Annotated in this window: 12 protein-coding genes and 1 pseudogene; 4 read left to right on the top strand and 9 right to left on the bottom strand. The window is 43.9% G+C overall.

Annotated elements, in window-relative coordinates; all coding sequences use genetic code 11:
- Positions 1-12: 12 nt before the first annotated feature.
- Together bioH and C0W29_RS13080 are read left to right on the top strand one after the other, a co-directional pair.
- Complete coding sequence (gene bioH, locus C0W29_RS13085; RefSeq protein ID WP_045045209.1) at positions 13-777, top strand: pimeloyl-ACP methyl ester esterase BioH; 765 nt, start codon at positions 13-15, stop codon at positions 775-777.
- 113 nt (positions 778-890) lie between these two features.
- Complete coding sequence (locus C0W29_RS13080) at positions 891-1,352, top strand: ATP-dependent Lon protease (RefSeq protein WP_235869021.1); 462 nt, start codon at positions 891-893, stop codon at positions 1,350-1,352.
- A gap of 48 nt (positions 1,353-1,400) precedes the next feature.
- Here C0W29_RS13080 and C0W29_RS13075 read toward each other — a convergent pair whose 3' ends face one another.
- On the bottom strand, positions 1,401-3,743 hold the full coding sequence (locus C0W29_RS13075; protein ID WP_166418989.1) for a Tex family protein: 2,343 nt from the start codon (positions 3,741-3,743) through the stop codon (positions 1,401-1,403).
- 147 nt (positions 3,744-3,890) lie between these two features.
- Positions 3,891-4,364, bottom strand: coding sequence for a transcription elongation factor GreB (gene greB / locus C0W29_RS13070; protein ID WP_045045208.1), 474 nt, complete (start codon positions 4,362-4,364; stop codon positions 3,891-3,893).
- A 507-nt stretch (positions 4,365-4,871) separates the two neighbouring features.
- On the opposite strand from greB, the gene ompR reads away from it, so the two are divergent.
- The gene (ompR, locus tag C0W29_RS13065; protein ID WP_036789310.1) at positions 4,872-5,591 is read left to right on the top strand and encodes an osmolarity response regulator transcription factor OmpR; all 720 of its coding nucleotides are present in this window, start codon (positions 4,872-4,874) and stop codon (positions 5,589-5,591) included.
- A gap of 3 nt (positions 5,592-5,594) precedes the next feature.
- Positions 5,595-6,929: a two-component system sensor histidine kinase EnvZ gene (envZ, locus tag C0W29_RS13060; protein WP_036789313.1), complete on the top strand. Its 1,335-nt coding sequence runs from the start codon at positions 5,595-5,597 to the stop codon at positions 6,927-6,929.
- Between the two features lie 80 nt (positions 6,930-7,009).
- Here the strand turns inward: envZ and C0W29_RS13055 are convergent, their stop codons facing one another.
- From C0W29_RS13055 to gmk, 7 genes and pseudogenes are all read right to left on the bottom strand, one after another.
- Entirely contained in the window at positions 7,010-8,419 is a 1,410-nt protein-coding gene (locus C0W29_RS13055) for a uracil-xanthine permease family protein (protein ID WP_045042387.1), read from the bottom strand.
- A 273-nt stretch (positions 8,420-8,692) separates the two neighbouring features.
- The gene (gene recG, locus C0W29_RS13050; RefSeq protein WP_045045207.1) at positions 8,693-10,774 is read right to left on the bottom strand and encodes an ATP-dependent DNA helicase RecG; all 2,082 of its coding nucleotides are present in this window, start codon (positions 10,772-10,774) and stop codon (positions 8,693-8,695) included.
- A 2-nt stretch (positions 10,775-10,776) separates the two neighbouring features.
- Entirely contained in the window at positions 10,777-11,505 is a 729-nt protein-coding gene (gene trmH, locus C0W29_RS13045) for a tRNA (guanosine(18)-2'-O)-methyltransferase TrmH (RefSeq protein WP_036789319.1), read from the bottom strand.
- A gap of 124 nt (positions 11,506-11,629) precedes the next feature.
- Positions 11,630-12,745 (bottom strand): TGS domain-containing protein, encoded by a 1,116-nt coding sequence (locus C0W29_RS22015; protein WP_412973448.1) that lies wholly within the window; start codon positions 12,743-12,745, stop codon positions 11,630-11,632.
- A gap of 12 nt (positions 12,746-12,757) precedes the next feature.
- Positions 12,758-13,668 (bottom strand): annotated as a pseudogene (locus tag C0W29_RS22010) (RelA/SpoT family protein); the annotation flags it as partial.
- Positions 13,669-13,748: 80 nt separating this feature from the next.
- Positions 13,749-14,027, bottom strand: a complete 279-nt coding sequence (gene rpoZ / locus C0W29_RS13035; protein ID WP_036789323.1) for a DNA-directed RNA polymerase subunit omega — start codon at positions 14,025-14,027, stop codon at positions 13,749-13,751.
- Positions 14,028-14,078: 51 nt separating this feature from the next.
- Positions 14,079-14,705, bottom strand: coding sequence for a guanylate kinase (gene gmk / locus C0W29_RS13030; protein ID WP_036789325.1), 627 nt, complete (start codon positions 14,703-14,705; stop codon positions 14,079-14,081).
- Positions 14,706-14,890: the final 185 nt, after the last annotated feature.

Genomic DNA, 14,890 nt, shown 5'->3' with positions numbered 1-14,890 from the left:
GAGGAAGCATAAATGACACCACAGCTTAATTGGCATAGTGAAGGCCAAGGACCGGATCTGGTTCTCATTCATGGATGGGGAATGAATGCGGGAGTGTGGCAAGATGTGATCCCAATGCTGAGTGAGAACTATTGTGTTCACTGGTGTGATCTTCCAGGTTATGGTGATAACGCTAATGTTACTGCGATGTCATTGGATGACATCGTAGAGCTGTTATTAGCTCAAGCTCCGGCAGCCGCTAGCTGGCTCGGATGGTCATTAGGTGGGGTTATTGCAACTAAAGTCGCTTTGGTTGCGCCACAGCGGGTGACACAGTTAATTACGGTTGCGAGCTCGCCATGTTTTATGTCTCGCACTGATTGGACAGGGATTCAACCGCAGGTATTGACTCATTTTCAAACTCAATTAGTCGCTGATTTTGCAGTGACGATTGAACGTTTTTTGGCATTACAAGCTTTGGGAAGTAAGACTGCTAAAGAGGATATTCGACAATTAAAGGCAGCAGTATTATCAAGGTCACAACCTCAATTGGCAGCATTAACACTAGGGTTAGAGTTATTAGAAAATGTCGATTTACGACCGTCATTGGCTGCATTATCTCAACCATGGTTACGTGTATATGGCCGCTTGGATGCATTAGTACCGATTAAAACAGAGCCGCTATTAAGTACGTTATATCCACAATCACAGAGTTATGTTTTTACCAATGCATCCCATGCGCCGTTTATTTCTCACTTAGATGATTTTATTGCAGTGGTGACTGATTTTATTGGTTGAGTTATTTTGGGTTGGATTAATAACCGCAGTTTTAGGTAAATAATTGTAGCTGGTGGTCGATATAGTGAGTAGGGCGTTATAACGCTATTTGGGTATAGCAACAGCGGGTTTTAATGATGGTGATTGCTCCATTACAATCAAATACTGCAGTATTTGCGACAACGATGAATCCATTGACAGATCAAGTTGCGCGGGATAATCGTGTTCGAAACAAGATTGTGCCTGTTGTTGAAAGTCGTGCCGCCGCTGCGGAAAATGCTCTTACTGCAGAGGAGAAACAACGTAATAAGCCCAGTTGGGATCCGAGTGAGCACCCTGAGTATAGTCAATCAAAAGCTAAATTTTTTGAGAGTTATCAACAGCAACTTGCACAAATAGTACGCGTATTATCGCTTGATAATTACGTCACTCCTGAGCACGAATTAGGTTATTCGATGCACATTGAATTACCACGTCAACTGCTTGAGCAATTAGCTTTGATCAGTGCTAGCGAGCGAACTAAAGGGGTGGTGAGTCATCATTACGCGCAAGCAATATTACCCAATCCGCCAGCCCAATATCTAGAAATTATTTAAGCAACAGTCAGACCAGAAGTCTGACTGTTGATCTTTATAACCCGATTACTAATGATTATTTTTTCTTAGCATTGGCAAATGCAGCGGCAAAAGCCCCCCCATGGGTGGGGTGTTTTTTTGCGGTGCAGGGGTGCTATTTTGACGAGTTTGTTGATGTGACGGTTGCTGACGAGGTGTTGCTGAGTTGGTTGATTGACGACTAGGTTTTTCTTGGCCTGGCTCATCACTTAAACGCATCGTCATTGCAATACGTTTCCGCTGAATATCAACTTCCATCACTTTAACTTTTACCACATCTCCAGCTTTAACGACTTCACGAGGGTCTGAAATGAATTTATCAGACAGGGCAGAGATATGGATCAAGCCATCTTGATGAACACCGACATCAACAAAAGCACCGAAGTTGGTCACGTTAGTGATCACGCCTTCTAATACCATGCCCGGTATTAAATCTTTTACTTCATTAACACCGTCAGCAAAGGTCGCAGTTTTAAATTCTGGCCGAGGATCTCGACCTGGTTTATCTAGCTCGCTAATGATGTCACTAACTGTCGGTAAACCAAAATGCGCATCGGTATAATCAACCGCTTTAAGGTTACGCAAAAAGTCACTGTTACCAATAATGGCATCAATTGGCTTGTTGTTTGCTGTAGAGATAGCTTTAACTACCGCATAAGATTCAGGGTGAACAGCAGAGCCATCAAGTGGGTTTTTACCATTCATGATCCGTAAGAATCCGGCACATTGTTCAAACGCTTTTGGCCCTAAACGCGGCACTTTCTTCAGTGCAGTGCGAGCATCAAAGCGGCCATTTTCATCACGATAATTTACAATGTTGTGCGCAATAGTGGTGTTTAACCCAGCAACGCGCGTTAGTAAGGCGGCTGAAGCGGTATTAACATCTACGCCAACGGCGTTTACACAGTCTTCGACGACGACATCCAAGCGTTTAGCGAGCATGCTTTGGCTAACATCATGTTGGTATTGGCCAACACCGATTGATTTTGGATCGATTTTAACTAGCTCTGCCAATGGGTCTTGCAAGCGACGCCCAATGGAAACCGCACCACGAATAGATACATCAAGGTTTGGAAATTCTTTCGCTGCCAGTTCTGATGCTGAGTAAACTGATGCACCAGCTTCACTGACCATTACGCTCTGTACTTTAAGCTGATTGTCTTTGATAAGTTTAGCCACAAACGCATCTGTTTCACGTGAAGCAGTGCCATTACCAATCGCAATTAGATTAACGTTATGCTTGTTAATCAGTGCTACAACAGTTTTGGTTGATTCGGCAATTTTGTTGTGTGGTTGGTGAGGGTAGATAGTCGCGGTATCTAGTACCTTGCCGGTTTCATCAACGACGGCAATCTTACTACCGGTGCGTAAGCCGGGATCTAGTGCGAGCGTTACTCGTGGTCCTGCAGGGGCAGCCATTAATAAATCATGCAGATTATCGGCAAAAACTTGAATCGCACCGTCTTCGGCTTTTTCACGTAAAATACCCATTAGCTCGGTTTCCATGTGCATTAAAATTTTAATACGCCATGCCCAACTTATTACTTGCTTGCGCCATGTGTCAGCGGCTTGGGTTCCTAAGCTAACGTTATAATGTTCAGCAATAATGACTTCACAATATGAGCTACGGACTACTTCATCCTTATTAGGATCAGCATTAAGTGATAGTTGTAGAAAGCCTTCATTTCGACCACGGAATAAGGCTAATGCACGATGGGAGGGAATGTTTTTTACTGGCTCATTATAGTCAAAGTAATCTTTAAACTTTGCGCCGTCATGCTCCTTGCCTTCAATGATGCGTGAGGTGAGTTCAGCATGAGTATTTAATTGACGGCGGATTTTTTCTAGTAACGCTGCATCTTCTGCAAAACGCTCCATTAGAATTGCTCGTGCACCATCAAGCACCGCTTTGCTATCGGCAAAACCTTGCTCAGGGTTAAGATATTGCTCTGCAGCAAGCTCTGGCGTATGTTGGGGTTGGCTCCATAACAATTCAGCCAATGGTTCAATCCCTGCTTCGATCGCAATTTGACCTTTAGTGCGGCGTTTTTGTTTATAAGGCAGGTAGAGATCTTCAAGGCGGGTTTTACTGTCAGCACTATTAATTTCAGCGGCCAATGCTGGGGTCAGTTTACCTTGGTCTGTGATTGATTTTAGAATCACCTGACGGCGGCTATCGAGTTCACGCAGGTAGCCTAAGCGTGACTCTAAATTACGTAGTTGGGTGTCATCCAGTTCGCCAGTGACTTCTTTACGGTAACGGGCAATAAAGGGCACCGTATTACCGTCATCAAGAAGGGTGACTGCCGCATTCACTTGTTCCGTGCGCACATTCAGTTCGGTGGCGATCTGTTGGTTGATAGCGTTGCTCATCCGTTGATATCTCTTGTTGATCGTTAAGCTTCCATTCTACGGCCGAATCTTGGTCTGGCAAGTCAGCCGCGGTGAAGAGTGTGTTAGGCCATATCTAACCCATTGATTTTTGTTGGTCGAGATGCTGGTTTAGACATGATAAATTGTTTAGTCGTGGTAACGAATATTATTAATAAACCACATTTTTTTACCTAGTGGAGTCGTCACTATAGCCTCATCATCTACTTGTTTGCTCAATAAAGCCCGCGCCATTGGGGAGTCGATTGAGATGTAATCGTTACGACCATAAATTTCATCAGGGCCAACGATTCGAAACGTTTTTTGCTCACCCGCGTCATTTTCAATTTCGACCCAAGCCCCGAAGAAGACTTTGCCAGCTTGTTGTGGTGAATAATCAATGACTTTAACGGCTTCTAACCGTTTACGTAAAAAGCGTACCCGCCGATCAATTTCACGCAACCGTTTCTTATTATACTGATAATCTGCGTTTTCACTGCGGTCACCTAAACTTGCTGCCCAGGTGACTTTCTTGGTGACTTCTGGACGCTCTTCACGCCATAAATAATTTAATTCTTGTTCTAATTTATTAAAACCTTCACGGGTAATTAAATTGGTTCTCATCATTATTCTCGAACGATAGGTTTGGCATTGTTCTATCATTGCCAGCACAAAATAGAAAGTAGCATCCCGCTAAATTGCGACGATAGAGTGGGTCGATATTCACCAAGGGAATTAATGGTAAAATATAGCAAAATATGTGAAATGTAATCTTGTTCGCGTGGTAAATTAATCTCTCAGGTAAAGTGGTGTTCAGATATGAAGCGCCATGCTATAAAGGCATACTGAAAGGGTGGTTGGTGAATGTTGTTGGAATCTTAATAACATAATCATGATAGTAATTAGCATGGTATAATTTATAGCTTGCAGTGATTATTGTGTGTTGTGATTATTGCTACCCTACAATCAATGTCGGCGGTGATGATAACGATCATTTCGATGTAGTAAATTGGCGATATTTTTATCCAATGGCTATTTAGAAAAGGGCGTTCACAGTCAAATTAAGCGTTAGTTTTTACGACTCGCGTACACTTAGTAACAATACGCTATCGTGATCGATGAAGGTGAAAAATGCAGGAAAATTATAAGATATTAGTGGTCGATGACGACATGCGTTTACGTGCGTTGCTGGAGCGTTATCTTTCTGAGCAAGGATTTCAGGTACGTAGTGTTGCTAATGGCGAGCAAATGGATCGTTTACTTGCACGTGAAACTTTTCACCTGATGGTATTGGATTTAATGTTACCTGGTGAAGATGGTTTGTCTATCTGCCGTCGCTTACGTAATGCTAACAACATGCTGCCTATTTTAATGCTAACAGCCAAAGGCGATGAAGTTGATCGTATTGTTGGTCTTGAAGTTGGCGCCGATGACTATTTGCCAAAACCGTTTAATCCTCGCGAATTATTAGCGCGTATTCGAGCGGTATTACGCCGTCAAACGATTGAAGCACCGGGTGCACCGAGTGTTTCTAGTAAAGTGATTGAGTTTGGTGAATTCCGTCTAAATCTTGGTACTCGTGAAATGTTCCGTGGTGATGCCCCTATGCCACTAACATCCGGTGAGTTTGCGGTATTAAAAGCATTAGTTACCAATGCGCGTGAACCAATGTCTCGTGACAAGCTAATGAATATGGCTCGTGGCCGCGAATATTCAGCCATGGAACGTTCAATTGATGTGCAGATTTCACGCTTACGCCGTATGGTAGAAGAAGATCCTAGTCGCCCGCGTTATATTCAAACGGTATGGGGTTTAGGTTATGTATTCGTACCCGATGGTCGTGAGTCATAAGTCATGCGGTTATCGCCCAAAAGTACCTTTGCGCGAACACTGATCTTGTTAGCTGGCTTGTTAATCGCAAGCCAGATTTTTTCGTATCTAACAATAGTGAACTACGCGCTTCTTCCAAGTATTCAGCAGTTTAATCGAATTTTAGCTTACGAAGTAAAGTTGATGTTGAAAGAAGATATTAAAATGGCCGATGGCCAAACTATTTATCTTAATCGACCTATTCGACGTAAGTTGCTTGAAGAGTTAGGCGTGACCTTACATGCTCCTAATTCTCCCGGAGCCGAAGAATTTAATGATGCCACTCATATTAGTTATTTGAGTGAGGAAATGTCGCGTGAATTACATTCACCAACAGACGTGCGGTTATTGCTTGGCGCTCATAGTTACGTGCTATGGATGAAAACCGATGCGATGCCAAACTTTCTAATGCGGATTCCGTTATCAGAACTGCAAGAAGATGACTTTGCACCATTATTTCGTTATAGCTTAATTATTGCTTTTTTAGTGATTGCAGGCGGTTGGCTGTTTATTCGCATTCAAAATCGGCCTTTGGTTGAGCTGGAACAAGCGGCTTTGCAGGTTGGACGCGGTGAAACACCACCACAGTTACCGGAACAAGGGGCGTCTGAGATTCGATCGGTTACCAAGGCATTTAATCAAATGTCACAAGGTATCAAGCAGCTTGAAGATGATCGGGCTTTATTAATGGCGGGAGTCAGTCATGATTTACGTACCCCATTAACGCGAATTCGATTAGCCACTGAAATGATGTCGCCTGAAGATAGTTATTTAGCCGATTCAATGATCATTGATACTGAAGAATGTAACGCGATTATTAGTCAGTTTATGGATTATTTAAAATCGACTAAAAAACAAGATGTAGAAGATATTGATCTTAATCTGTTGTTAGAAGATGTCGCCCATACTGAAGGTAGTTATGGCAACGTTATTGAACAGCAATTCACTCCGATTCCAGGTACAGTGTTAGCCAATGCTGTGGCACTTAAACGCGCCGTTGCCAACTTGGTGATTAATGCTCAACGTTACGGTAATGGCTGGGTTAAATTATCCAGTGGCGCATCGGTTGATCGTAAATCAGCATGGTTTTGTGTTGAGGATGATGGTCCAGGTATTGCACCGGATCAAGTCACGAAGATGTTTCAACCTCTTACTCGCGGTGATTCTGCACGAGGTAATGAAACCGAAGGTACAGGACTTGGGTTGGCGATTGTGAAGCGAATTATTGATCAAAATGAAGGGGCAATTTCGGTGCGTAATCGCAGTGAAGGTGGCCTGAGAGTTGAGATTAGTTTGCCATTACATAAACTAAAACAGTAATGGTTTAAGCGCACGCTTAAAAAACGTCTAATAAAAAGCCCGCTCTCATTTGAGGCGGGCTTTTTTAATTGGCGTAATAATTAGTGTTCAGCGACCTTTGCATCATCAATTAGGTCGTGTTCAGCTGCATTATCGTCAGGTAAAATGATATTTAATAAAATGGCAGTGATACCACCGGCCGCCATGCCTGAAGATAAAATACTTTTCACAATCTCAGGTAAGAACTGCAGAATCTCTGGCTTTTGCGCAATGCCTAAACCCATAGAAAAAGACAGTGCCATGATTAAAATTGCACGGCGGTCGAGATGACAGCGAGAAATAATTCGAATACCTGAAGCTGCAATGGTGCCAAACATGACAATCGTTGCGCCACCTAATACCGGTTCAGGGATCAGCTGTACTAAATTTGCCACATCAGGAAATAAGCCTAATAGCACCAGCATACCCGCCACAAAATAACCGATGTAACGGCTGGCAACCCCTGTTAGTTGGATGATGCCGTTGTTTTGACTAAAGGTTGAGTTGGGAAAGCTATTAAATACTGCCGCCATTGCAGAGTTAAGCCCATCTGCTAACACGCCCCCCTTAATGCGCTTCATGTATAACGGCCCTTTGACGGGTTGTTCGGAGGTCTCAGAGGTCGCAGTAATATCGCCAATAGCTTCCAATGAGGTCACAGCAAACACTATCATTAATGGCACTAATAAGCCCCAATCAAAACTCAGCCCATATTGCATAGGCATCGGAATCGCAATTAATGCATTAGAGCGGGCAATGTCGGTATTTAGCATCCCTAGCAACCATGCTAGCAATGTACCTGCTGCCATGGCGATAACAATTGATGATACTCGTAAATAAGGATTTTTAACGCGGTTAAGCAATACAATAAACCCTAATACAGTACCTGCAAGCAGCAAATTATCGAGGCTGCCAAAGCTACCGTCGGCAATGGCACTATAGCCACCACCAATGGATGTCAGGCCAATTTGAATTAAGGTCAAACCGATTAATGTCACCACAATTCCTGACACTAGTGGAGTAATAATACGTTGCGCATGTTGCAAAATACGGGAAATAAACACTTCTGTGAAAGCGGCAAAAATAATGGTGCCAAAAATAGCCGCCATCATGGTTTGAATATCAGCACCGCCAGCTTTGAGGGCTAAGCCTGCACCAATAATTGGGCCTAAGAAGTTAAAACTGGTGCCTTGAATAGACAGTAAGCCTGAGCCAATTGGACCAAAGGTTCTAATTTGGATAAATGAAGCGATGCCAGATGCCAGTAGTGACATACTGACAATGGTATTAGTATCACTTGCGGGTAAGCCCAGTGATTGGCAAATAATCAGTGATGGCGTAATTACCGCGACAAACATTGCCAATAAATGTTGGGTCGCTGCAAATAAGGTTTGTGGTAGTGGTGGTCTATCATCTAAGCGATAAATAAGATCAGAGTTTTTTGGCGTTGCGTTAGTGTGATGCTGGGTCATAGATGATCCTAACCGACTCTCTGGAATCCATTATTCGCGCTGAGTGGGCGAATGATTGTGTGGTTGGCGATGCTCTGTGATTGCTGTTACTCAGAACCAAATCAACACTGGCAGAGATTAAAGTGGCGAAAATTTGCCGCTATTGTAGTTATCTTTTTATAAATAGCAATCGTTTGCTTTATTTTTGAGGTATTTATTGATAGTGGGTTTATTTAACCTCGGTAGCCATTACGTTTATTGTCTTAGGTGCCAATAAACGTAATCAAACCAGAGTTAGGCGTTAGAGTAATTTTCTCGTTGGCCTATCCAGCGATCGATAATAGCGGTTGCGTTATCTGGATATTGATCGTGAATATAACGGGCTAATTTTTGGACTTGAGGAATTAAGTATTGATCGCGAATTAAATCAGCAACTTTAAAATCAGCAATACCGGTTTGCTTAGTACCCAGTAATTCACCTGGACCTCGAATCTCAAGATCCCGCTGGGCTATCACAAAACCATCGCTGCTTTCACGTAATACCGCTAAGCGTTTCTGGGCGGTTTTAGTTAGCGGCGCATGATAGAGCAATACACAATGACTAGCGATTTCGCCACGACCGACTCGACCCCGTAACTGGTGTAATTGAGCCAATCCAAGCCGCTCTGGGTTTTCAATCACCATTAAACTGGCATTGGGGACATCAACCCCGACTTCAATTACTGTGGTTGCTACCAGTAAGTCAATTTCACCGGCTTTGAAGCTTGCCATAATGGCTTGTTTCTCTTTGGGCTTCATGCGGCCATGAACTAAACCAACGCTAAGCTCTGGTAATAAGCGCGTTAACTCATCAGCTGTATCTGATGCAGCTTGTGCTTCAAGCACTTCTGATTCATCAATCAGTGTACATACCCAATAGGTTTGGCGACCTTCTTGCTGACATGCTGCACGAATGCGTTCAATAATTTGTGGGCGACGGCTATCAGGTAGCGCAACGGTTTGAATAGGTGTTCGACCTGGTGGTAGTTCATCGATCACTGAAGTATCCATATCAGCATAAGCTGTCATGGCTAAGGTGCGAGGAATCGGGGTTGCGGTCATCACTAACTGATGTGGATAATAGCCACTAGCAGCCCCTTTTTCACGTAGATCAAGCCGTTGATGAACACCAAAACGGTGTTGTTCGTCGATAATAATCAGGGCAAGGTTATTAAATACCACCAGGTCTTGAAACAAGGCATGAGTGCCTACCACCATTTTGGCATCACCATTAGCAATCCGGATCAGTTCTTTTTCGCGCGCTTTACCTTTAAGTTTCCCTGCCATCCAGCCGACCTCAATGCCCATTGGGTTGAGCCACTGAGCAAAGTTAAGCGCATGTTGTTCCGCCAGTAATTCTGTAGGTGCCATTAATGCCACTTGATAACCATGCTCAATTGCACGTAAGGCGGCAAGCGCTGCCACTAAGGTTTTACCTGAGCCAACATCCCCTTGTACTAAACGCATCATAGGCTGCGATTTAGCAAGATCAGCTTCAATATCAGCTACCACCCGTTGCTGAGCACCAGTAGGGGTAAACGGTAAGCTTGTGAGGAGTTGCTGCTTGAGACTATCTTGGGGAGCTAATGACCAACTTTGGTGCTGTTGACCTTTACTGCGTAGCGCCAGCATTGATAAATTTTGGGCTAATAATTCTTCTAAAATGAGACGTTTTTGGGCTGGATGTTTACCGGCGTCAAATTGTTCTAATGAAATATCGGCTGTCGGACGGTGCATAACTTGCAAGGCTTGCGCGAGGGTCATTTGTTGATCATAGAGCCCTGTTGGTAGTAACTCAGTAACGGCTGATTTTTCAAGTAAGTTCAAGGCCTGATCGGTCAAATTACGCAATGTTGCTTGGCGTAAACCATCAGTGGTGGGGTAAACCGGGGTCAGTGTTTCTTCAACGCTAAGTTCAGTTGGTTCAGAAAAAATGCGGTAATCGGGATGAATAATTTCTAATCCAAATTGGCTGCCTTTGATCTCTCCATAGGCTTTTACTTGTTTGCCGTTACTGAAATTATTTTTCATGGCAGCATTAAAGTTAAAAAACTTCAGCGTAACTGAGCCGGTGGTATCACCAATTTTTACCGTCAGCATTTTGCGTTTGCCAAATTGAATGCTGCAATGGCTGACTTCACCTTGAACCGTTAGAAATTGACCAGGAGCAACGCGATTAATTGGCCAAATGCGGGTGCGATCCTCATAACGAAGTGGCAAATGAAACAGCACATCTTGAACGTTATTAAGTCCAATTTTACGCAATTTTTCTGCCATTTTGGCGCCAACACCGGCAAGTTCAGTGAGGGCGATAGTGTTGAGGAGTTGTCCGCTCATGGTTAGTCCTTGTTAATTACGCTAGTCGCGACAGGGCGTTTGATTTTTTTAGCTTGCATCGCTGCCCACCATTGCTCGTCGGCAACAATCTGGCCTTGATCATCTAATTGCGGGTACGGTAAATTTTTTTGTTTAGCTACATTGGCTAATACCGGATGCCCACGTTCAAATAGAATTCGATTTACCACAGTATCATCAAGTAAGGTCGTGGTGCGATCATACATACCTGCATTTTGACGTTGGCGTTGGGCTTCGTAGAGAATTAATGCACTGGCGACAGAAACATTGAGAGATTGCACCATGCCAACCATTGGAATAATGATATCTTGATCTGCGAGCGCTAATGCTTCAGCGGTGATACCATTTTTTTCACCACCGAGAATAATTGCCGTTGGTTTGGTGTAATCGACCTCACGAAAATCAACCGCAGAGGCTGATAAATTAGTTGCGAGTACCTGCATGCCTTGCGCTTTTAGGGCACTGATAGCCTCAACCATGGTGTCGTGAGTCTCAAGTTCGACCCAGTTACGGGCACCAGCTGAAGTATGACTCAGTACTTTCATCGCCTCTTTGGGCCACACCGCATGCACTTTATGGACACCAACTGCATCTGCGGTACGAATAATAGCGGAGACATTATTCGGTTTGTGAACTTCTTCCATACAGACGGTGAGATCGGGCTGGCGGGTGGCTAATACTTGATGAATACGTTGAAAGCGATCAGGAGTCATACTGTTATGCTATTTGCGATAATAAGAATAACCCCATAATAATATGGATTGGCAGCCAAATACACAAAACGCCCGCAAGCGGGCGTTTTATTAAGATTATTAGCACTACATTAAGCGAATAGTGTTAATTTTTCTGGCGAGCAACCCGCACTACATCTGGCATGATACGAATACGACGCATGATATTGGCCAAGTGCACACGGCTCTTGGTGGTCAGGCGTACGGTAATAGTATACAGACGGCCATCTTTTTCTTCGGTCGCTAAACCTTGAATATTAGAGCCTGTCGCAGCAATAGTGTTGGTTAAATCAGCTAATGCGCCTTGGTGATTTTGCATGTCGACTTTGAGATTAGTCACAAACTCTTGCTCAATGTCTTCACTCCATTCAACCGCCATGTACTTATCGGGCTCCTTACGGTAACCACGAATATTGGCACATTCCTCACGGTGAATAACTAAGCCTTTGCCCGGACTGACATGAGCCACAATCGGATCACCATGAATCGGATGACAGCAATTAGCAAAGGTTAGCAAAATACCATCAGCACCTTGAATCGGTAAGCGGCGATCACCGTTTTTAGTCGTTAGTTCGTCAGTGCTACCTAATAATCGACGTGCAATAACTACACTCATTAGTTCACCCAAACCAATTTCCGTCAGTAAATCATCGACGGTTTCAAGTTTAAGATCACTGAGTACTTTAGCGATGTTTTCGGCAGCGATGGTCTGCATACTGACACTGCCTAAGGCATGATTCAGTAACCGACGGCCAAGGGTAATCGATTCATCACGGCGCATGGTTTTTAATACTTGACGAATTTTAGTACGGGCGCGTGAAGTGACTACATAGTTAAGCCATGCGGCATTAGGTCGAGCACCTGGGGCGCTGATAATGTCGATGGTTTGTCCATTTTTCAGTGGCTTACTTAATGGGTAAGGCTGGCGATCGACACGAGAACCGACACAAGTATTACCGATATCCGTATGAACGGCATAGGCAAAATCAACCGCGGTAGCGCCAACGGGCAGTTCAACAATACGACCTTTAGGGGTGAAAACGTAAATTTCATCAGGGAAAAGATCAGATTTAACGTTTTCGATAAACTCAAATGAGCTACCGGCACTTTGTTGAAGTTCTAATAGGCTTTGCATCCAACGTTGAGCTTTAACTTGGGCGGTGGTCCCTGGGGTTTCACCGTCTTTGTAAGTCCAATGGGCTGCGACACCTTTATCTGCCATTTGATCCATGTCTTCAGTGCGAATTTGTACTTGACAGGCACCCCGTGAGGGCCAACTAGGGAAGTATGTAGCGACTGATAGCCATTGGCTTTTGGAATAGCGATATAATCTTTCATACGGCTTGGGCGGGGTTTATACAGGTTATGTACCTGACCCAATACGCGGTAGCAAGTATCAAGATCATTAACTAATACGCGAAAAGCGTAGATATCCATGATCGAATGGAAGCGTTGTTCTTTGTTCTTCATCTTGTTATAGATGGAGTATAAATTCTTTTCGCGACCAGATACTTCTGCTGTTATTCCCGCATCATTAAGGCGACCCTCAATTTCAGCGTGAATTTTATTAATCATTTCTTTGCGATTGCCACGGGCTGCTGCGACGACTTGTTTTAGGACGCGGTAGCGGTTGGGATATAACGCTTCAAAACCAAGCTCTTCAAGTTCAGATTTGATGTTATGAATACCAAGACGGTGGGCAAGCGGAGAGAATATTTCAAGGGTTTCACGCGCAATGCGGCGACGTTTATCAGGGCGTAAAGCACCTAACGTGCGCATGTTGTGAGTACGATCGGCAAGTTTAATCAGGATAACGCGAATATCGTGCGCCATGGCCATGATCATTTTACGGAAATTCTCGGCTTGGGCTTCTTTGCGATCGCGGAATTTCAGTTTATCAAGTTTAGAGACGCCATCAACCAATTCGGCAACTGTATCGCCAAAACGGCAGGCTAAATCCTCTTTAGTGACCTCGGTATCTTCAATCACATCATGCAGCAGTGCTGCCATCAGTGTTTCAATATCAAGACGCATTTCTGCCAGAATACGGGCAACCGCAACTGGATGGATTATATAAGGCTCGCCTGTTGAACGAGTTTGGCCTTCATGGGCGTCGCGAGCAACAAGATAAGCCTGCCGAAGCACCTCAATTTGAGGCTCCGACAGGTACTTGGTTGCGACTTCTTTCAGGCTATCAAAAAGATACAATTCGCCTGGTTCCCTGATTAACGGTGATGGTCGCCAGCAATAGCACTTACCGCAGCTAATTCAGCTGCTTCTTGCTCTTGCAGTTCCTGACGCTCACGAGCATCTAGGATATCTTTAGTAATTAGGCCTTCTTCGATTTCACGAAGTGCAATTACTGTGTATTTGTCGTTTTCTTCAGGAACCAATGGATCCTTACCGCCGGTTTGCATTTGACGTGCGCGGCGAGCAGCAATTTGGATCAGATCGAAACGGTTGCCAATTTTATCAACAGCGTCTTGAACGGTTACGCGTGCCATGGAGGACTCCAGTGGTTATTAAATTAGGAATAGAAAATTGTACAAAATAACTTACTGATCTGCTAGTAGCGCAGTCAACATGCTTCTATATTTAGCAGTTTGCTTGTCTTGCTTCAATCGTTCTGCGCGAATAATTGCTTTAAAGTCAATTAATGCGACATCAAAATCGTCATTAACGATTACATAATCGTATTCGTTATAGTGTGAGATCTCTGAACGTGCTTCTTCCATACGACGGGCAATAACGGCTTCGCTGTCTTGACCACGGGTATTAAGTCGACGCTCCAGTTCCTCTTTTGACGGAGGTAGGATAAATAAGCTTTTGGCGGCTGGCATCAGTTTGCGAATTTGACGCGCACCTTGCCAATCGATATCTAAAAAGACATCAATGCCTTTATTCAATTGCTGCTCAATCCAAGGACGAGAAGTACCATAGTAATTGCTAAACACTTCGGCATGCTCAAGGAATGCACCTTGTTCTACCAAGTCGGTAAATTCTTCCACGCTAACGAAATTGTAATGAACGCCGTTTTCCTCGCCCGGGCGCATGCCACGAGTCGTATGGGACACGGATACTTTCATGTCATAGGTCGGGTTAGTTTCAAGAAGGGCATTAATCAAACTTGATTTACCAGCACCACTTGGGGCCGACACGATGTATAGAGTACCTTTGCTCATTGCCTATTTTCACTCAGTGATAGAAGGGCGCGAAGATTATCACGATCTGCGCATAATTGAAATTAGCTGATTGCTTGAAAATTCATCTTTTTTACGGAGTCAATATAACTTAAGCCTAGTTGGCTTTGATGATATTTCATAATAAGGTTAAATTTGCAAACAATTTTCCAAGGTGAATAACGTCA

The organism is Photobacterium kishitanii (assembly GCF_003026355.1).
GTDB classification, from domain to species: Bacteria; Pseudomonadota; Gammaproteobacteria; order Enterobacterales; family Vibrionaceae; genus Photobacterium; species Photobacterium kishitanii.
The sequence above is the reverse complement of the archived record's forward strand: the minus strand, read 5'-3'. Positions and strand labels throughout refer to the sequence as shown.